Below are 18992 nucleotides of genomic sequence, written 5' to 3' on the forward strand. Positions count from 1 at the left end.
CTAGATTTTACTTTCGTAATTCAGGATGATAGGAAATGACAAAATGCAAAATCGTTAAGTCGGGAGAAGGATTCGTGTACTTATGAAGACGATCCCCTTTAAAACGGATTGCATCGTATTCACCCAAATGAAATGTATCGCCGTCCACTCCCACCGTGAGTTGGCCGGACATCACCGTAACAAATTCCATCACACCTGCCTGGTGCGCTTCCGACACATATTCACCGTAGGGCTTCAAGTATCCCCGATATAATTCAAACCCATGAGAACGAAACAAAGGTTCAGCGATAAACACTTCGTCTGAACTTTTTAATTTCAGCCCATCCGTAGTTCTGGCAACAGCAACATCCGATTCAATGTCCAAGAGGGAAGTAATCGGAACTTTTAAGCCATCTGCAATTTTCCAAATAACAGACAGCGTTGGATTGGCCTCCCCTTGTTCTATTTTGAGTAACGTCAATTTGCTGACACCGACTTGTTTCGCCAAAGCTTCTATGCTCATTCCCTTGCTCAACCGAAACTGCCGCAAGTTTGCTCCTATTTTCTTTCCTGCATCTCCGGGATAATTTTTACCCATTTTTTCTCCTCCAGCCTTCCTTTTACACCTTTTTATATTATAATATACTACAAGTTAATTAAATTATACTTTTTAGTATTCTGTTCAGCAAGGGGGGAAAGGGATTTGGGCGAATTTAAACATACAATCAAAACCGGTTTCATTGAGGCTCTTCCGCTGGCCATCGCCATTGGGGCGTATGGATTATCTTACGGGGTGCTCGCCAAACAAGCAAATTTTAGTCTTACAGCCGCTGTGGCCATGTCCATGCTGGTGTTTTCAGGATCAGTCCAATTGGTGACAGTTGCCATGCTGGCATCAGGTACAACGATGCCAAGCGTTCTTTTCACTTCTATCTTATTAAACTTGCGTAACTTATTATACGGGGCAGCCCTCGCGGAAGGACTTGCCCCTGCCAAAAGGAAGTGGCGATGGCTCTTATCTTTCGGCGTGTCGGATGAACCCTTCGTATTGGGGAGTGCCAGATTTAAAAAATACGGACCCGACCCCCTCTATTTTGGAGCAGTCGCCGCCACATTTTATTCGGCCTGGATTCTCTCATCCTATTTCGGGGCTTTTATTGGCGACAAGATTGACCCTTTGATGTTTGGTCTGGACTTGGCTTTCCCGGTCACTTTTACAGCCCTGCTCATTCCTTCTCTAAAAGGAAAGCCGGTCATCGCCACTGCTGTCACGGCTGCAGTTATTGTGTTTTTACTTGAGTATTTTTGGCCCGGCAATGACCTAATAGTTGTTGTGACAGGTGTTTTAGCGCCGTTGGCAGGCCTATATGCAGCTAGGAGGACGCAGCATGCCTAACCATTGGATAATCATCATCTTACTGGCTGTCTCCACATTTTTATCAAGAATTATCGGACTCGAGGTTATGGCAGGAAGAGAAATGAACCCGACATTGCGTTTATATTTCAGCTATGTTCCGGTTGCCATTATGACAGCACTAATCATCAACCAAGTGTTAACAACGTCGGACGGACATCTCTTCGTTTCATTTCCTGTCCTTTTGGGATGCCTGGCGGCCGTAGCTGTTATGAAGCTATCAAAAATGTTTCTTCCCTCAATCATTATGGGGATTGTGGCCGGATTATTGACCCGTTATTTCTTTTGATAAAAAAAATCAAGAATTGATACTGTTGAAATTATACCACCCCAACACTAATGAAATGGCCGATGCGGAAAATCAAAACTTTCTATGATGATTTTAAGGACTAATAATTTTACATTAAAGTTAAAAGAATAGTAGACCGATAGCGATCGGGAAAAAGCTGTAAAGTAATATGATGACACAAAACCCCATGATGTCCCGGACTTTAAGCCCGGCTATCGCGAGCAATGGCAGCGCCCAAAACGGCTGGATCATGTTTGTCCAAGCGTCGCCCCATGCGACCGCCATCGCTGTCTTGGCCGAATCCACACCGATTTCAATTCCCGCTGGTATCATAATGGGGCCTTGCACTGCCCATTGACCGCCGCCGGACGGTACAAAAAAGTTCACGATGCCTGCACTGATAAATGTAAATAGCGGATAAGTGAATTCCGTGGAAATATTGACAAACCATAACGACATGCTTTCAGATAACCCTGAAGCGACCATCATGCCCATAATCCCGGCATAAAAGGGAAATTGCACGATAATGCCGCCAACATTTTTCACTGCATTATTGACACTTGCCAAAAAACGCCTCGGGGTCCGATGTAAAATAACCCCCAAGAAAAGCATCGTAAAGTTTACGATATTAATATTTAAGTCAAAGCCATTGGTTACAAAATGATAAACAATAAAAGCAATTCCGAGCAAGCCAATTAATAACGAAATGATTTGGCTGTTTTCTAATCTGTCTGACGGTGTTAAGCTTTCCGCCGGTTCCTCCACTTTATCTTCAAAGGAATCAGCTTCCCAGTTCTTGGCAGACGTAATTTCCAGGCCTTCCCTTGATTTCAACATCAGCCGGTTGAGAAAGGGCAATGTGATTACCAATACAAAAACAATAAACAAGTTAAAGCCGCTAAACATCGTTTCTGAAACCGGAATGATCCCCATCGAATCTTCCAAAAAATGATCGGGAGTTGCAATGAGTAACGGAATCGATCCTGATAAACCGCCATGCCATACTAAAAATCCGCTATAGGCGCTCGCAACGAGCAATCGATAGTCAAGAGACTGCACCCGTTTGGCAACCTGTATCGCAATCAAAGCGCCGACGACAAGCCCGAATCCATAATTAATCAATGAAGCAACTGTGGCAATAAATGTAACCAGCATAATCGCTTGTCCGGGCGTTTTAGCGAGCGTGCTTATTTTCACTAACCACTTCTTTATGATTGGCGTGTTAGCTAAAACATAGCCTGTCACAACAATCAGCGACATCTGCATGGAAAAACCGAGCAAATCCCAAAAACCATTCCCCCAATATTCAACCATTTGAATGGGTGTACTGCTTGTAAAAACAATTCCCATCAAAAAGACGGCAAGTGTCAAAATAACAGCGAATAAAAACGCATCAGGCAAAAAGCGCTGCACCATCCGGTCAAAAAAGTTAGTGAGTGATTTTAAAATCGTCATCCCCTCCCTTTTTAATTACTATTCAGGAGGGGGAACGATTATACGAGAGTTGGCCCACCAGGCTGCAATGCAGTTGGTGGGCCAACCTATTTCAAACTTAAAATAATTCGTGAATAATCCTTAAAGTCCTGTAGGTGCCGCTCAATGATCGCCTGAAGAATATCAAGACGAATGGCCCGGTAATCATGGACGGCAATATTGCGGAAGCCCACCATATTCATTAGGGTTTTCGCTAAGCTAGTGTCAATGATCTTTGCTTCCTCCAGCAGCTTGAACGCTTCCCGGCTTGTCTTTGGTAAACCTAGTTTTTTTTCACTTATTATATGCATCGCCAGATCAATGCTTGCCTCACACGCACGCTGAATATTCAAGATGATGCTGTCTTGCTTCGTGAAATTCTTTAAATTTTCCGGGTTATTTTCATATTCCTCCTGAATTCGCATTAAACAACGTTCAATCGTATTTATTTTGTTAAGCACGATATCGCCGTCAATCATAAATACTCCCTCTTTCCCTTATACCCCGCAAGATTTCAGCCCGCTGTTCGTTCAACGTCACGTACATTGATAAGGCCTTCATACGCTCCTTTACAAAAATATTTTTATTTGCACAATAAATCAATTCACCAGTTGAAAAAATTTGAGCTGCAAATACGGTATCCACTTGTCTTATGTCTGCAAGATCAACCTCAACATTGCATAAATCCGCAAGGTCCCCAGCCAGTAAAAAGCGCTCATAATGGGAAAGTTTCTTTTGCGAATAATAAGCAATATCCAGATCACTGTCTGCACTGGCTGTCCCTTTTGCATACGAGCCAAATAAGAGTATGAATTCCGGCTGCAGCCGATCTATTAACATTTTTACTATCGATTGTTTCAAGTTCGGCTGAAGCAACCGTCACACCCCCAATTATCCAGATACTTACGATTTATTATACAACTTATCTGAAAATTATACACCAGTTACGAATATAAGAAGCCGGGATAGTGCTGCGTCGGACACTTTCCCGGCTTCTCCGCTATCTCTTATTGCTGGCCAGTTTCACGGTAAAAGTATGTTTTTCACTTCCTCGGTACACTTCCAACGTTACCTGATCACCAACTGAAAGTTTTGTGTATAAAAACTTCCGCAGTTCTCCTTCATCCTTAATGGATTTTCCATTGATGGATACGATGACATCCTGGACTTTTAACCCTGCTTTTGCGATTTCCGAGTTTTCGTCAATTGAAGCGACCATCACACCTTCTTTGACTGCATCCGGAAGATCCTGCAAATAAAAAGGCAGGACTTTATCCAGGCCAACGACACTCACTCCCAAGTACGGCCGGACAACCTGGCCGTTTTTAATGATTTCTTCGGCAATCGTTGTAACCTCATTGCTTGGGATGGCAAATCCCAATCCTTCCACTCCATTTTCTGAAATTTTCAGGCTGTTGATCCCTACAAGCTCACCGGAAGCATTGATCAGTGCCCCGCCGCTGTTTCCCGGATTGATTGCGGCATCTGTCTGGATCACATCAAGATCCCAATCGCCCGCTGAAGTTGTCACCTTAATCGTACGATTGACCGCACTGACGATTCCTTGTGTCACTGTTCTTGAAAGGTCGAGTCCCAGCGGATTTCCAATTGCAATGACCTGATCACCGGCACGCAGCGCGTCGGAATCACCGACCTTCAGGGGGGCGATATCATAGTTTCCTTTAATCTTTAACACAGCGATGTCTGTTAGCGGATCTGTTCCAATCAGTTCTGCTTCGGCCACTTTTCCATTATATAAAGAAATATCAATCTGTCCGGCTCCTTCAATCACATGATTGTTTGTCAGGATAAAGGCTTCTTTATCCGTTTTTTTATAAATGACGCCAGATCCTGTTCCCGACGTGACTTCCTTTGAAGGCTGAAACCCGTCAGGTTGATTTTTTTTATTGACAACCCCCACAATCGCCTTAGATGAATGCTCAACGATGTCGGAAATTGAATTTGAGCTTGCGGCAGCCTTTTCGACATTGACATTTTCCGTAGTTTCAACCGGCTGATCAACTTGATTGGAATCAAAATACTGGACCGAAGCCAAAGTAATGGCCGAACCAATAAGACTCGCAGTGAACATTGATAAGAAACGCTTGAACATCATTCCTCCATCCTTTCATCACCTTCTTAATGCAACTATAAAAGACCTCTGTGTCAGGAAGATGTCAGGTTAATTTTTTCCATAAAAAATACTGCCGCAAACGAAACGGCAGCTAATCAGTTTTCGGCAGGCTGATCCGGAAGGTCGTCCCGGAAGAAGTACTTTCGATCAATTCCAGATCTCCATTCATTGCCTGGGCCATCATTTTGCTGTAAGGCAATCCAAGCCCAAGGCCTCCAACTTTATATTTTTTCTCCTGACCTCGATAAAACCGTTCAAAAATAAAAGACTGCTCCTCTTGAGGTATCCCCGTCCCTGTATCTTTTATATCAATCATAACCTTGCTTTGTGACTCGTTCATTATAACTTCAATTTTTCCGGGAAGAGCCATCGCCTGCCCGGCGTTATTCAGAAGGTTTGTCATGATTTGCTGCAGCCGGACGCCATCTACCCGGACGCTGGCATCATCTTGAAGCGGTTTTACTTCGACAGTAAGCCCTGCAACCGGCTTCCCAGCCTCCCATTGATAAACCGACTCTTTTACCAGCTCATTGATTGAGTGTTCCTCCATTGTTAAAGGAACAGCGTTGGCCGCAAACGAATTGAAAGCCAATAAATCTTCCACCATCGTCCTCATTTTGGCTGTTTCTTTTAATGAAATTTCCAAAAACTCCTTCGCTTCTTCGCCGCTGACAACTTCTTCATCAATGGCCTGCAAAAGACCGCTGATGGAAGTGACCGGCGTCTTCAATTCGTGGGTGACCCCTGCAAGCAATTCTGTACGAAGGGATTCGAGTTTCTGCAGCTGCTGCGACATCTCTTTAAAAGAATGGATCAATTCATCTACTTCTTCCGCCTTTGCGTCACTGGGAAGATCTACTTCATAGTTGCCTTTCCGCACCTGTTCGGCAGCTTTTGACACTTCCTTGATCGGTTTGGATAACTTCCTTGATAAAATATAGACAGCTGCCCAGCCAATCAGCGCGAGACTGACAATCATAATGGTAAGCTGTTGATATTCCTGATTTACTTTTGACAGGTTAGCTTGGGTTTCAGTGATCACAACCCAACCCAGGAGCACGGAATCAAATTCAATCGGCTTTTTCACCATATAAAAAGGTTCGTACCCTTTTTCCGAAAGCTTAATCACTTCTTTCGGGTTATTAAGCAAGGTTGGATCAAACCGTTTCAAAGGGCTTTGCGGGCGGTTATTGGCCAGGATGGCCCCTCTTGAATCAGTAATATAAATACTAGGATTGCTCTCCATATTCAACAGATCTCCACGCTCGGAAAACAAGCCGGGAACTTCATTCAACGGGGGGATAGCCGGCTCTTCGTTAGCCACCAACCGGTTCGCTGTCTCTTCAGCCATGAATTCCAGCATATGAAGCCGGTTTTCCAATGTCGTATGGCGAATCCATAAAGCTGAAACGATGGCCATTATCACCAGCCCGATGATAATGGTGAGCAAATACCGTGTTGTCCAATAACGCTGCAGCGATATTTTTTTCTTAGGCATCCCGGACACTGAGCTGATACCCCAATCCCCGGAGTGTCCTGATTTCCCCGTCTTGTATAGGCCAATCCTTCAGCGATTTCCTTAGCCTCTTGATCGACAGGTCCACCGCACGGTCACTGCCTTCATACTCCCATCCCCAAATCTTCTCTATGAGCTGTTCCCTTGTGAATGTTTGATTGGGATGCTCTGCAAGAAAAAGCAGCAGAGACAAGTCGCGTGGGGCCAAACGGATCTCTTCTCCATTCAACTTCACACGGTGGCCTTGTAAATCAATTTCCAATCCTCCGTACCGTTTGACGGGATGGTCATTTTTTTCAGTCCTGCGCAGTACAGCCTTTACCCTCGCAACAACTTCCTCCCCTACAAACGGCTTGGAAATATAATCATCGGCTCCTTTATTTAAACCGTCCAGCCTGTAATTCACTTCTCCGAGAGCCGTCAACATAATGACGGGACAATCACTTTTCTTCCTGATTTCCTGTAAAACTTCCCAGCCGCTCAAGCCTGGCAGCATGACATCCAGCAATACAAGAGCAGGCTTGACTGCTTCAAATTTTTCCAATGCATCCGTTCCGTTTGAAACGGATTCGGTTTGAAAACCGGCCTTTCTTAAATAAACTTTCAGCACTTGATTAATGGGAAATTCATCTTCGACGATTAAAATAGTGTTCATTTTCGTCACCCTTTGAGAATTATGCTGCTAATCCATTCACTTTATCATGAAAAGATGTCAGGAAGATGTCAAGGCTTAAAAACAAAGGCGGAAGCGCCTGTTTATCGACGTACAGACTGAGCGCTTCTGACGAGATAAAGGATAAGGAAAGGCGGAGAGTGCCTGCTTATCGGCGACAAGCATAAGACGAGCGCTGAAGAAGGCGTGGTTTGCCTTCAGCAGCGATTGGCTTATGACCTCGAGCCGATGGCACTCGCAGCCGGACAACACGCGCAGCGGAGCGATGTTGACTTATCGTAGGAAGAAGCGTGAAGTCTGCTAGTCGATAGGCGCTGGAGCCGGACGTCGCACAAAAAGATAATGAGTTTCCAACAACTTAAGCGCTTTTTAATTTCCTAAACAAAAACAAAAGGCTGACCGGATCATTTGATAATGAATCCAATCAACCTTTCAATTGGGCCGGCTTTTTCCAGACAAGTGAAATCCCGAAACCGATCAATAAGAAGATGGATGAAAAATAAAACGGAAAGTCTAAATCAATGTCAAATAAGAGTCCACCCACAACAGGTCCCAATACATTTCCGATACTTGTGAACATCGAGTTCATCCCGCCCACAAATCCCTGCTCATCGCCGGCAATTTTGGATAAATAAGATGTAACAGCCGGGCGGATCAGATCAAAGCCGACAAAGATGATAAATGTGACAATCAGGATATGCATATATGAATTGACTATTGTCATGAGAAATACGAGTATGACTGATAGAATCAGGCAGTAACGGATCAGGCCGATTTCCCCCAAATATTTCGTTAACCGGTCAAAAAATGCAACCTGTGCAACTGCCCCGACAATGGCTCCGCCCGTAATGACAATGGCAATGTCCTTGGGTGTGAAGGAGAATTTATGGTCGACAAACAGGGAAAATAACGATTCAAAGGCAGCCAAACCGAAAGCCGTAATTAAAATGATCATAAAAGCGTAGAAATACATCGGGATAAAAATGCGCTTGATCCCCGCTTTTCGATCAATTGCCGCTTCTACCTCATTCCGCTCAGGCTCCCGAAGAGTAATCATTGATAAAACCGCCGATATCAATGCAAATACTGCAGCTGTAAAGAACGGCAGCCGCGTCCAGATTTCAGCTAAAAATCCGCCCAGGCCGGGCCCGATAATAAAGCCCGTAGATATGGCGGCTGACATATAGCCGAGCGCTTTCGGCCTCGTTTCCATCGTTGTAATGTCTGCAATAAATGCCGTAACAGCAGGCATGATAAAAGCTGCGCTTATACCGCCAAGTAAACGTGAAGCAAAGAGAACTTCCACTGTTTTGCCAAGCCCGAATAACAATTCAGATAGACTGAATATGAACAAACCGGAAACAATCATTTTTTTCCGCCCAAACTTGTCTGCCCAGCGGCCGGCGATCGGGGACGTGATCAGCTGCATGACTGCGAAAGCTGCAACAAGATTGCCCACAACAGATCCCGATAAATTTAATTCGTTCATGATGGTCGGCAGCACCGGGATAACCAGCCCAATCCCTAAAAAAGCAATAAACAGATTTGTAAGTAAAATGGTTAACGTCATGTTACTTTTTTTCATAGGCCTTCTCCTTCTTATTTGGAGATGTATAAGAACCAATATAATCTGTCAGGCATGGCATAGTCAATTTTTTTGAAAGACTCCGCAAAAAAAAGAAGCTTCACGTATGCGAAGCCTCATTTGGGCATTGGAACAGACGGATGCCTGACCCAATCATGAATATTACGCGATTGCCGATGTTTGGATTTTCCCCACAATTAAACATTCAAAACTGCCCTGCGGTAACCCGCTCCCTGATGTTCTTCCGGCAAACGCGCATTTCCTTTGCCGAATAGTTTTTCCCTGAAGGTCCCTTCCGTATATTCCTTCTTTAAAATTCCGCGCTTTTGCAATTCAGGGGTGACTAGCTCAACAAAATCTTTGAAGGTTCCAGGTGCCAGAGCGTAAGCAAGGTTGAAGCCATCAATATCTGTTTCTTCTACCCATTCTTCCAATGTATCCGCAATTTGTTCTGGTGTTCCTACAGCAACGGGGCCCATTCCGCCAACTCCCACAAAATTAGCAAGCTCTCGGACCGTCCATTTTTTCTCGGATCTTGATGAAGTCAGCATTTTTAGCCATGACTTAATGGCGTTTGTTTCGATGTATTCTATTTCGTCATCAGGATGATATCCCGAAAAGTCGAGACCGGTCCAGCCTCCTACTAATGCCAATGCGCCGTCATAGCTGATATATTTTGTCAGCTCTTCGTATTTGCTCCAAGCCTCTTCTTCCGTCCTGCCCACAATCGGTGTCATCAAGGCGAATATTTTTACACTTTGCGGATCTCTGCCTTCCTCTTCAGCCAGCTCCCTCAAATTTTTTACATAAGAAGCAATCGGGCCTTTGGCAGGCCCCGAAACAAAGGTGCATTCCGCGTGCTTTGCTGCAAATCTCCTGCCGGTGGGCGAACCGCCTGCCTGGTATAAAACGGGTGTCCTCTGAGGAGACGGTTCGCATAAATGGATGCCGGGCACATCAAAGTATTTTCCATGATGACCTATTCCGTGGACTTTTTCCGGATCAGTAAAAACCCCACTTTCCTTGTCCCTTTTGACCGCATCTTCTTCCCAGCTCCCCTCCCATAATTTATAGCAAACCTCCATATACTCATCTGCGATGGCATACCGTTCGCTATGCTGGAACTTATCTCCAATTTCAATATTTTTCGTGCCGCTTTCCAAATAGGACGTGACGATATTCCATGCAATCCGCCCTTTTGTCAAATGATCCAGCGTCGACATCCTCCGGGCGAACGTATAGGGATGTTCGAATGTCGTAGAGCAGGTAATACCGAAGCCTAGGTGTTCCGTCGCATGGGCCATTGCCGAAACAAGCATCATCGGGTCGTTCACCGGAACCTGCGTCGCTTCCCTGAGCGTCGTCGCCTTATCATCGCCATACACATCATAAATTCCGATGACATCTGCTATAAAGATTCCGTCGAAGCGCCCCTTTTCCAAGGTTTTTGCAAGATCAACCCAATAATCAAGGTCTTTATACCGATCTGATTGATCTTCTGGATGTCTCCATAAGCCGGGTGACTGATGCCCGACGCAATTCATTTCAAAAGCATTCAAATATATTCTTTTTTTGGCCATAAAGGTTCCTCTCCTTTGCATTTTATTAGACATGCGCATTCACAAATTCATTTACCATCACCGTTAAATTTCCCCGGCCAAACTTTATCGCTTTGGCTTTTTTGTCGTACAGGTCCTCCTGTAACGAATATTCAAGAAACCTGATCAAAGCGAAACGGCGTTCATACACGTCTATATAGCCCTTTTCAAAAAGAAGCGCATCGATCGTATTGTAAATTCCACGATTGATCCCATACTTTAAGCCGCACCACTTGTAAAATTGCAAATCAGGTAAACTGAATGCTTCCTTGTTTGAAAATGCAACTGTCACTCTATCACCTCAAATAAAAAGGCACTTCGTTCCATCTATCAAAATGAAACAAAGTGCCTCTAGTTATCTAGTCAGCTCTTAGTTTAATAATTTTATTTTAAATGCTCCTCAATGACCGTTACGAATTCTTCAATATATTTCTGATCTGTCTCATCAAAACGATCTTTGATCGGGCTGTCGATATCAAGCACTCCGTAAATATTTCCATTCACAACAATAGGAACCACAATTTCCGAATTGCTAGCTGCATCACATGCGATATGGCCGGGAAATTGATGGACATCGGCCACGCGCTGCGTTTTCCGTTCTTTTAAAGCCGTCCCGCATACGCCTTTCCCGTATGCGATTCGCGTACAGGCCGGCAATCCCTGGAAGGGACCAAGTACGAGCTCATTATTTTTCCACACATAAAAGCCTACCCAATTCACTTCATCCAAAAATTGATTCAACAGTGCGGATGCATTGGCCAATAAAGCTGTTTCATCCGTTTCTCCGTCAAGAAGAGCTTTTAATTGCTTGAGAAGCAGTTGATAGTCCTCCTGTTTATTTCCGGAATATGCCTTAGTTTGAAACATAGTCATTCAGCCTCCTTTCCACTAAGCTTCATTCTATTAATCTCCATCTCTTTCAATTGCCTTCGCAAAATTTTTCCGCTGATCACTGTTTTGGGCAGTTCATCCAATACTTCTATTTCCCTTGGTGCTGCATGTGCTGCCAGGTTGTTCCTGACAAAGACACGGATTTCCTCAAGCAGCTCCTTCGATTCCGAAAACCCAGGCCTTAATGTAATAAAAGCTTTCACCAATTCACCGCGAATAGGGTCAGGCTTTCCGATCACCCCTGCTTCAGCGACCGCTGGATGCTCGATTAATTTGCTTTCGACTTCAAAAGGCCCGATCCGTTCACCAGCAGAATTGATCATGTCATCATCCCGGCTTTGGAAAAACACATATCCGTCTTCATCCTGATAAGCCAGGTCGCCGGAAACATACCATCCTTCATATTTGAAATAAGCGTCAAATCTATCCTTGTTGCCCCAGATTTCCTTCATCAATCCGGGCCACGGCGTGCGAATTGCCAGCTGCCCTACGGAGCCCCGCGGAAGTTCCCGGCCGTCTTCATCCAAAATACCGACCGTAATGCCGGGGAATGGCCGTCCCATAGAACCGGGCTTGATCGTTTCAGCCGGTAAATTGACGATCAAGTGTCCGCCGGTTTCGGTCATCCACCACGTGTCATGGATGCGGACACCCAACTGCTCCCATGCCCAGTAAATCACTTCAGGATTTAAAGGCTCGCCGACACTAAGCACATGGCGCAATGAGGAAAGATCATAGTTTTTAATGACGTCTCCTTGTGAAAGCAGCATCCGAAAAGCAGTCGGTGCGCTGTACCAGATCGTTACCTTCAATTCATGGATGAGCTGGTACCAGTTTTCAGCTTTGAAGCGGCCGCCTTGAATGACGATCGTCGCCCGGTTCAGCCATGGCGCAAACAGGCCGTATACGCTGCCGGTCACCCATCCGGGATGGGATGTGCACCAATAGACATCATCGTCTTTTATATCAAGCACCCACTTGCCCGATGCATGATGATGGCTCACAACACGATGTGCGTGCAATACACCCTTTGGCTTGCCGGTTGATCCGCTCGTATAATGAATGAGCATTCCGTCCTCAAGATCCACCCACTCAACCAGATCATCATCGTTTTTACCATCAAAAGCCGTATTTTCAATATCTTCAACATCCAAAATCGTATGAAGGGAAGGTATTTCCTTCTGCGGAACACGTTTGACCATCTCATTATCCGTAATCAGTACCGTCCCCTTACAGTCATTGATCCGGTCTTTGACAGCCTCTTCCATAAAAGCTTCAAACAAAGGGCCGGCAATGGCACCGATCTTGATAATGGCCAAAATGGAAATATAGCATTCAGGTGTTTTCGGAAGAAAGACAAAAACCCTGTCTCCCTTTTTAACTCCATGATTCTTTAAAACTCTCGCATAATGATCCGTCTTTTCTTTTACTTCTTTAAAAGTCAGTGTTCGCCTTTCATCACCGTTGACATAATGAAGGGCCGCCTTTTCGCCGAAGCCTTCTTCAACATGCCGGTCAATTGTTTCATACGCCGCGTTGACTTTTCCGGTCCTTGCGAAACTTAATTCCTTTGCAGCGTCATCCCACGAAAATGTATGTCGTATCGCATCATAGTTTTCCAGATTGTACGTCCCCGAAATCGGCGCGATAATCTCCCTTTCTAAAACTGCCATCATCTATTCCCCCATTACGATGAGATCAGAGCCTTGCCTGCTTTATTCAAATCAAGGCTTTCCAAAACTTCCGTCTTCAGTTCCGCCAATACGTTGCTTCCCCTTGATCTGGGCCTGCTTTCATCAACAGTCAGTTCCCTGGCGATTTCTCCCGGATGTGATGAATAAAACAAATCCCAAAATACTGAAGGCCAATAATGATGTTACTTTTCTCATTGTCGTTTCTCCTTTTCTTAAACCCTTTAAATCTCACACGCATATGTTGAGATCGTTCCGCGTAATCTTTGGGCTTCTTTGTACGTACATCTGTTGTGGACGACCGGTATTCCAGCATCTCTTGCAATTTCCGCAGCCTCGGGAGATATGACGCCTTCCTGGAGCCAGAAAATTTTCGGCTTCACTTCCACCGCCTCTTTTGCGACGCCAATCGCCGCTTCCGGACTTCTGAACACTTGAACAACATCGATCGGGAATGGGATGCTTTTTAAATCAGGATAGGCTTTTTCACCCAATATTTCTGTTTCCCTTGGATTGACAGGAACAATTTTGTAGCCCAACCGCTGCATTTTGCGGGCCAAACGATAGCTGGGCCTTTCTTCTTTTCCGCTTAATCCGACAATGGCCAATGTTTTTGGGCGGGTGATTTCCTCTCCATTTTCCAATACTCTTTCAGTCGCGGAGTTTAATGCCCAGCGGATAACCCCCTCATCATTGATCACGATGGACTGGCCTCCTTTATCGCCAATACCGGTTGCTTTTGCCAATGCCTGATCAAGATCGTTCTGAATATCGCGAAGGGATTCAATTCCGACCGACAACCGGACAAGCGATTCGGTCACGCCTGTTTCTTCCAGCTGTTCTTTTGTCAGCTGCTGGTGTGTTGTGGAAGCCGGATGGATGATAAGTGATTTCGCATCACCGACATTGGCTACATGTGACCACAGCGAGACGTTGTTGATCAAATCTTTTCCGGCTTCTTTTCCGCCTTTGATGCCAAAGACAATGATGGAGCCAAAACCGTTATTGAATATCTTTTTCGCCAGGTCGTGTGAAGGGTGGCTTTCAAGTCCCGGGTAGGAGATCCATTCTACTGCCGGATGACTTTCAAGGTATTCCGCCAGCTTGGCGGCATTCTCGTTATGGCGTTCTACTCGGATATGCAATGTTTCCAATCCCTGTATAAGCTGGAAGGCATTTTGCGGACTCAATGCAGCGCCGAAATCGCGAAGCAATTGAACCCTTACTTTTGTAATAAACGCCAATGTTCCGAAATCAACCGCATAACGAATCCCGTTATAACTTGGATCAGGCTCTGTGAATTCAGGGAACTTTTCTGTATTCCAGTTGAAGCGGCCTCCGTCAACAATGACGCCCCCGATGGATGTACCGTGTCCGCCGATCCACTTTGTTGCCGAGTGCACAACGATGTCAGCCCCAAGCTGAAGCGGTTTGCACACATGCGGAGTTGCAAATGTATTATCAATGATTAAAGGCACCCCTGCTTTATGGGCAATTTCGGCCACGGCTTCAACATCCAGCACCTGCAGGCCGGGATTTCCGATGATTTCACCGTAAACGGCTTTTGTTTTATCAGTGATGGCAGCTTTGAAGTTTTCCGGATCAGTCGGATCGACAAACTTAACATTGATCCCATAGCGCGGAAGTGTAACGGCGAACAGGTTATATGTACCTCCATAAAGGTTTGTTCCCGCTACAATCTCATCACCGGCGCTTGCCAGGCTCAGGATGGATAACGTAATGGCTGACATTCCGGAAGAAGTGGCCACTGCCGCTACCCCATCTTCAAGCAGTGCCAATCTTTTTTCGAATACATCCACTGTCGGATTTCCAATGCGGGAATAGATGTTTCCCGGCTCATCCAAAGCGAATAACCGTTCAGCATGCTCGGTATCATGAAAAACAAAGGAAGTCGTCTGATAAATGGGAACCGCCCTGGAACCCGTAGTCGGATCCGGAGCCTGCCCTCCATGTAGTGCCAATGTTTCAAGATCATACGTAGAATTTTTTGTTGCTGTCATTTCCAGTTCCCCCTGTTCAATAAATAAAAAAGCCCTCTTCATAAGAAGAGAGCCTGTTTTAGAGTTCATTCTCTTCTTATCTTCCAGGAGTTGCCTCCCGCAGGAATTAGCACCTTATTAAGCTGACAATTTAGCTTAATGGTTGCCGGGCATCATCGGGCCAGTCCCTCCGCCTCTCTTGATAAGAATCTGCATATTTAATTTTTAAAAATAAAAAACCTCTCATGGAAGATGAGAGGGTGCGTCTTTAATTTCCTCTTATCTTTCCGAGCAAAATGCTCAGCTGGATTTAGCACCGTTTAAGTATCAAACTTAAGGTTGCCGGGTGTCATCAGGCCAGATCCTTCCACCGCTCTTGATAAGAAATGATTTAATTGGTTGGCTTAATCGTTAAATAGAAGTCTAGCACGCCATTTTTTCATTGTCAAATGCTTTTTTTGGATTTTATTTTTTGATTGTTTGATTGTTTTTTAACCTTTTAATGATGTTGTCCAAACAGACGAACGAATTATGATTAGTCTGGGGGTCTATGGGGAAATCAAGGAAGTAAATAATGGGGGCAGTGTTAGTTAACGGCAAGCCGTCAATTAAGATGATCTATCGATTTTCTCTAAAATGTTTAAAGTACTCTATATAACATACTTTTTTATTATTTGACATTGAATAGTAGACTACGTACTTATCAACAATTAATTTATAGGTTCCTTCCCAACGTGGGTTGTCAGCTGGTATGCTTGTTCCCAGCAGATTGATCTTTTTTTCTATTTTTTTAACCAATTCTTTTTTATATTTGCGAGTCTCGATATAGGTAAAATGCTTGCTGCGGATATTGTTAAATGCATTCAAAGCCTGTCTCGTCCATTTCACTTCCATTTATATTTCACCGCGATCAATCATTTTCAATACATCAACTGTAGAAAATACATGGCCATCCTTGATCTCTCTTTTAGCTTGGATTAATTTTCCTTTTAATTCAGGATCGGTTTCTATATCTTCGTTAACTGTGGTTTCAGGCTCTTCAAAGAAAGTAATATGATATCTCTTTCCCTCTATTTCGAGAACTGATTCTCCGTCATAAATAATGTCTTTCATTAATTCGGCAGCATATCCCTCAATCTTTTTCAATGATATCCCTCCATTCAAAATGGTTTATTACCAGTATTTTATCACACATCCGGCAAATTGTTAGTCAATTTATATATCATTCAAAAGCTCCAGGCTTTTTAAGACATGGTCCAGGAAAGGAACGACCTCTTTCATGTTATCCTCGCTGATTTTTGTCTTGAATTTCACCTCTATGCAATTCAGGTAACCAGAAGCTTCTTCTCCATATTCGAAGCTCAGTGTTTGTGTCAGCTCAATATCATTTTCCCAGACTGCGTAAAGGGCCTCCCTAATCTGTCCGCATTGTACAGTTATATCGTGAACACGCTTGTAAAATCGCAGCCCAATGGAGCAGCCAGGGGTCGCATCCGGGATTTCAAGAATCTCCCCTGCCAAATCTTCCAGGGAAGCAGCCAACACGACTTCCGCCGTTACATCCGGCTGGCCGGTTAAGGTGAATTTCATTGACAGCTCCCTGGAAAGAACGGCATAATCAGTAAGGTCTGCCCTGTTGACAATCGTAATCAAGCCATCGATATTATCCAGATCGTATATGCGGTTTTCGAATGCCACTTTTAAATTTTCAAAATGAGTCGGATCATACATCTGCCGTATTCCTTCCAGATAATTTTTTCACTTTCAGCGCCAGGAAAACCGAAACAATCAGCAGGCCGATGGTGAAACTCACTACCCCGAGCCAGCCGTAGCGGGACCAAAAGATGCCCCCGGCCGATCCTCCGAAGCTCGATCCCATATAATAGGCAAATAAATAGAGTGAGGATGCCTGGGCAATATCGTGTGTGGCATGGCGGCTGACCAATCCGCTTGCCACGGAATGAGCGCCGAAAAAACCGAACGTCAGCACGATAATGCCGATGATTTTATAAAATAAAGACACCGGAAGTGTTAATACAACACCCAATAGCATGAGCATCGCACCCAGGATAATAAACAACGGGCGCCCGAATTTATCACCCAGCACCCCAAACCAGGCAGAGCTGAAGGTTCCAACCAAATAAACGATAAACATCCATCCAATGATCGTCATGCTCAAAAGATATGGAGGCTCCGCAAGCTTAAATCCCAGATAATTATAGATCGTCACAAAACCTCCCATTAAGAAAAAAGCGATCAGGAACAGCGATACCAAAACCGGACTTTTCAAATGGGAAACAAGGGTGCCGAATAGGCTTTTCAATTTTAAAGGCTGCGGATGAAAATGTTTTGATGGCGGGAGAGCCCATATAAAATAGATGCCGGCAATCAGGCTGATCACTCCCAAAAAGACCATTCCTGTTTGCCATGAAAATAAATCTGTCATCGTTCCCATGATGACCCTTCCGGAAAGTCCTCCAACCGTATTCCCTCCGATATACAGCCCCATCGCCGCACCGACACTGTTTCCTTCTATCTCCTCACCCAAATAAGCCATGGCAATCGAAGGGATGCCTGCAAAAGCTATACCTTGTATTACCCTCAATATTAGGTGGAGCTCGAATGTTGGCGAGAAAGCAATGATCACCGTTAAAACAGATGTAATGATAATGGAGACAGACATGATGTTTTTTCGCCCCCAAGATTCGGAAAGAGAGCCAAAAATTAGCAGCCCGAATGCAAGGGAGAGCGTGGTTAACGACAAGGACAGGCTTGCCATCGTCGGTGTGACATCAAACTCCTTTGTAAAAACAGGCATGATGGGCTGTGTCATATATAAATTGGCAAATGTGATGAAAGCTGCGGCGAATAAAGCAAGATTCGCTTTCTTAAATGCCCGTGTGCCCTGCTGGATGTATTCTTTTGTTTGATTATCTTCATTCATTGTCATCATCCGGTTCCTGCTGTTTTATTTCTATAATGGAGGAATAGCTTCGCTTTGTAAAACATTTATTCTCGGAGTCTGGATATGGTCATTCCATCTCCGATCGGGAGGAGAAGCGATTCCAATCGGGGATGATTGGCTGCCGTTTCATTAAAGTTTTTCATAAATTCAGTATAGCGTTTTGGCTTTGCTCCGGGGTCTGCCACACTTCCTCCGGCAAGCACATTATCGGCAACAATCAACGCACCCGGTTCGGCCAGTTTGATGCAGTATTCCAAATAACTGTTATAGTTTGCTTTATCAGCATCGATAAAGAAGAAGTCAAACCGCTTCTGGTCCGCGGTCAATGTTTCTAGGCTTTCCAAAGCAGGCCCCGTCATATATGAAACCTGGTCGCCAAATCCGGCTTTAGTCAGATTGCTGCGGGCCAATTCAGCATATTTTTCTTCCAATTCCAAAGAAGTCAGCATTCCTCCCTCGCCGAATCCCCTGGCCAGGCAAATTCCGCTATAGCCCCCAAGAGCTCCGATTTCGAGGATATTTTTAGCTCCTGCTATCGAAACAAGCATAGTTAGAAGCTTACCGGAAGAGGGAGATACCGATATCGAAGGCATTCCGTTTTCCTTTATGGACGAAATGACCTCTTTTAAAATTGGATCTGAATCGTGAAAAACTGCATCTATGTATTGGTTAATTTGTTTCATTGGGCTCCAGTCCTTTCCCGTTGTTCATAGCGCTGTCCATCATTTCGCTTTCCTGGATTTCGAAACATCTGAACGAATTCGTTGATGGTCCATATCAATGG

The 18992-nt window shown here is 44.6% G+C and carries 21 protein-coding genes and 2 riboswitches; of the genes, 2 read left to right on the forward strand and 19 right to left on the reverse strand.

The window, feature by feature from the left end; genetic code table 11:
- Positions 1 to 7 precede the first annotated feature (7 nt).
- On the reverse strand, positions 8 to 577 hold the full coding sequence (locus D4N35_RS10640; RefSeq protein WP_120073348.1) for a helix-turn-helix domain-containing protein: 570 nt from the start codon (positions 575 to 577) through the stop codon (positions 8 to 10).
- A 105-nt stretch (positions 578 to 682) separates the two neighbouring features.
- On the opposite strand from D4N35_RS10640, the gene D4N35_RS10645 reads away from it, so the two are divergent.
- Positions 683 to 1375 carry an AzlC family ABC transporter permease gene (locus D4N35_RS10645; protein WP_120073350.1) on the forward strand — a complete coding sequence of 231 codons (693 nt, stop codon included), beginning with the start codon at positions 683 to 685 and terminating at the stop codon, positions 1373 to 1375.
- Positions 1368 to 1682 (forward strand): AzlD domain-containing protein, encoded by a 315-nt coding sequence (locus D4N35_RS10650; protein ID WP_120073353.1) that lies wholly within the window; start codon positions 1368 to 1370, stop codon positions 1680 to 1682. Before D4N35_RS10645 ends, D4N35_RS10650 begins: the two co-directional genes overlap by 8 nt.
- Before the next feature lie 120 nt (positions 1683 to 1802).
- Here D4N35_RS10650 and D4N35_RS10655 read toward each other — a convergent pair whose 3' ends face one another.
- The 18 genes from D4N35_RS10655 to D4N35_RS10740 form a co-directional block, all read right to left on the reverse strand.
- Complete coding sequence (locus tag D4N35_RS10655) at positions 1803 to 3137, reverse strand: short-chain fatty acid transporter (RefSeq protein ID WP_120073355.1); 1335 nt, start codon at positions 3135 to 3137, stop codon at positions 1803 to 1805.
- Positions 3138 to 3223: 86 nt separating this feature from the next.
- Positions 3224 to 3631, reverse strand: a complete 408-nt coding sequence (gene hepT / locus D4N35_RS10660; protein ID WP_120073469.1) for a type VII toxin-antitoxin system HepT family RNase toxin — start codon at positions 3629 to 3631, stop codon at positions 3224 to 3226.
- Complete coding sequence (gene mntA / locus D4N35_RS10665; RefSeq protein WP_120073358.1) at positions 3627 to 4031, reverse strand: type VII toxin-antitoxin system MntA family adenylyltransferase antitoxin; 405 nt, start codon at positions 4029 to 4031, stop codon at positions 3627 to 3629. The genes hepT and mntA overlap by 5 nt, the downstream gene beginning before the upstream one ends.
- Before the next feature lie 124 nt (positions 4032 to 4155).
- Complete coding sequence (locus tag D4N35_RS10670) at positions 4156 to 5271, reverse strand: S1C family serine protease (protein WP_235870361.1); 1116 nt, start codon at positions 5269 to 5271, stop codon at positions 4156 to 4158.
- A 109-nt stretch (positions 5272 to 5380) separates the two neighbouring features.
- Complete coding sequence (locus D4N35_RS10675; protein ID WP_164876343.1) at positions 5381 to 6787, reverse strand: HAMP domain-containing sensor histidine kinase; 1407 nt, start codon at positions 6785 to 6787, stop codon at positions 5381 to 5383.
- Positions 6780 to 7460 (reverse strand): response regulator transcription factor, encoded by a 681-nt coding sequence (locus D4N35_RS10680; protein ID WP_120073364.1) that lies wholly within the window; start codon positions 7458 to 7460, stop codon positions 6780 to 6782. The genes D4N35_RS10675 and D4N35_RS10680 overlap by 8 nt, the downstream gene beginning before the upstream one ends.
- 442 nt (positions 7461 to 7902) lie before the next feature.
- Positions 7903 to 9063: an MFS transporter gene (locus D4N35_RS10685; protein WP_120073366.1), complete on the reverse strand. Its 1161-nt coding sequence runs from the start codon at positions 9061 to 9063 to the stop codon at positions 7903 to 7905.
- 197 nt (positions 9064 to 9260) lie between these two features.
- Positions 9261 to 10643 carry an LLM class flavin-dependent oxidoreductase gene (locus D4N35_RS10690; protein ID WP_120073368.1) on the reverse strand — a complete coding sequence of 461 codons (1383 nt, stop codon included), beginning with the start codon at positions 10641 to 10643 and terminating at the stop codon, positions 9261 to 9263.
- Positions 10644 to 10668: 25 nt separating this feature from the next.
- Positions 10669 to 10953 (reverse strand): hypothetical protein, encoded by a 285-nt coding sequence (locus tag D4N35_RS10695; RefSeq protein ID WP_120073370.1) that lies wholly within the window; start codon positions 10951 to 10953, stop codon positions 10669 to 10671.
- Between the two features lie 92 nt (positions 10954 to 11045).
- Positions 11046 to 11528 carry a free L-methionine (R)-S-oxide reductase MsrC gene (locus D4N35_RS10700; RefSeq protein WP_120073372.1) on the reverse strand — a complete coding sequence of 161 codons (483 nt, stop codon included), beginning with the start codon at positions 11526 to 11528 and terminating at the stop codon, positions 11046 to 11048.
- 2 nt (positions 11529 to 11530) lie between these two features.
- Positions 11531 to 13225, reverse strand: a complete 1695-nt coding sequence (acsA, locus tag D4N35_RS10705) for an acetate--CoA ligase (RefSeq protein WP_120073374.1) — start codon at positions 13223 to 13225, stop codon at positions 11531 to 11533.
- A 14-nt stretch (positions 13226 to 13239) separates the two neighbouring features.
- Positions 13240 to 13398 (reverse strand): hypothetical protein, encoded by a 159-nt coding sequence (locus D4N35_RS10710; RefSeq protein ID WP_208646296.1) that lies wholly within the window; start codon positions 13396 to 13398, stop codon positions 13240 to 13242.
- A gap of 69 nt (positions 13399 to 13467) precedes the next feature.
- Positions 13468 to 15264, reverse strand: coding sequence for a PLP-dependent aspartate aminotransferase family protein (locus D4N35_RS10715; protein ID WP_120073471.1), 1797 nt, complete (start codon positions 15262 to 15264; stop codon positions 13468 to 13470).
- Positions 15265 to 15337: 73 nt separating this feature from the next.
- Positions 15338 to 15452: riboswitch (SAM riboswitch) on the reverse strand.
- A gap of 67 nt (positions 15453 to 15519) precedes the next feature.
- Positions 15520 to 15629, reverse strand: a riboswitch (SAM riboswitch).
- A 232-nt stretch (positions 15630 to 15861) separates the two neighbouring features.
- Positions 15862 to 16137 carry a type II toxin-antitoxin system RelE/ParE family toxin gene (locus tag D4N35_RS10720; RefSeq protein WP_120073376.1) on the reverse strand — a complete coding sequence of 92 codons (276 nt, stop codon included), beginning with the start codon at positions 16135 to 16137 and terminating at the stop codon, positions 15862 to 15864.
- A complete protein-coding gene (locus D4N35_RS10725) occupies positions 16138 to 16389 on the reverse strand; it encodes a hypothetical protein (protein WP_120073378.1) in 252 nt (83 codons plus the stop codon).
- 69 nt (positions 16390 to 16458) lie between these two features.
- Positions 16459 to 16974, reverse strand: coding sequence for a hypothetical protein (locus tag D4N35_RS10730; protein WP_120073381.1), 516 nt, complete (start codon positions 16972 to 16974; stop codon positions 16459 to 16461).
- The gene (locus D4N35_RS10735; protein ID WP_120073383.1) at positions 16967 to 18196 is read right to left on the reverse strand and encodes an MFS transporter; all 1230 of its coding nucleotides are present in this window, start codon (positions 18194 to 18196) and stop codon (positions 16967 to 16969) included. Before D4N35_RS10735 ends, D4N35_RS10730 begins: the two co-directional genes overlap by 8 nt.
- Before the next feature lie 56 nt (positions 18197 to 18252).
- Entirely contained in the window at positions 18253 to 18891 is a 639-nt protein-coding gene (locus tag D4N35_RS10740) for an O-methyltransferase (RefSeq protein WP_120073385.1), read from the reverse strand.
- Between the last annotated feature and the right edge of the window lie 101 nt (positions 18892 to 18992).

The organism is Siminovitchia fortis (assembly GCF_003605365.2).
Classification (GTDB): domain Bacteria; phylum Bacillota; class Bacilli; order Bacillales; family Bacillaceae_C; genus Siminovitchia; species Siminovitchia fortis.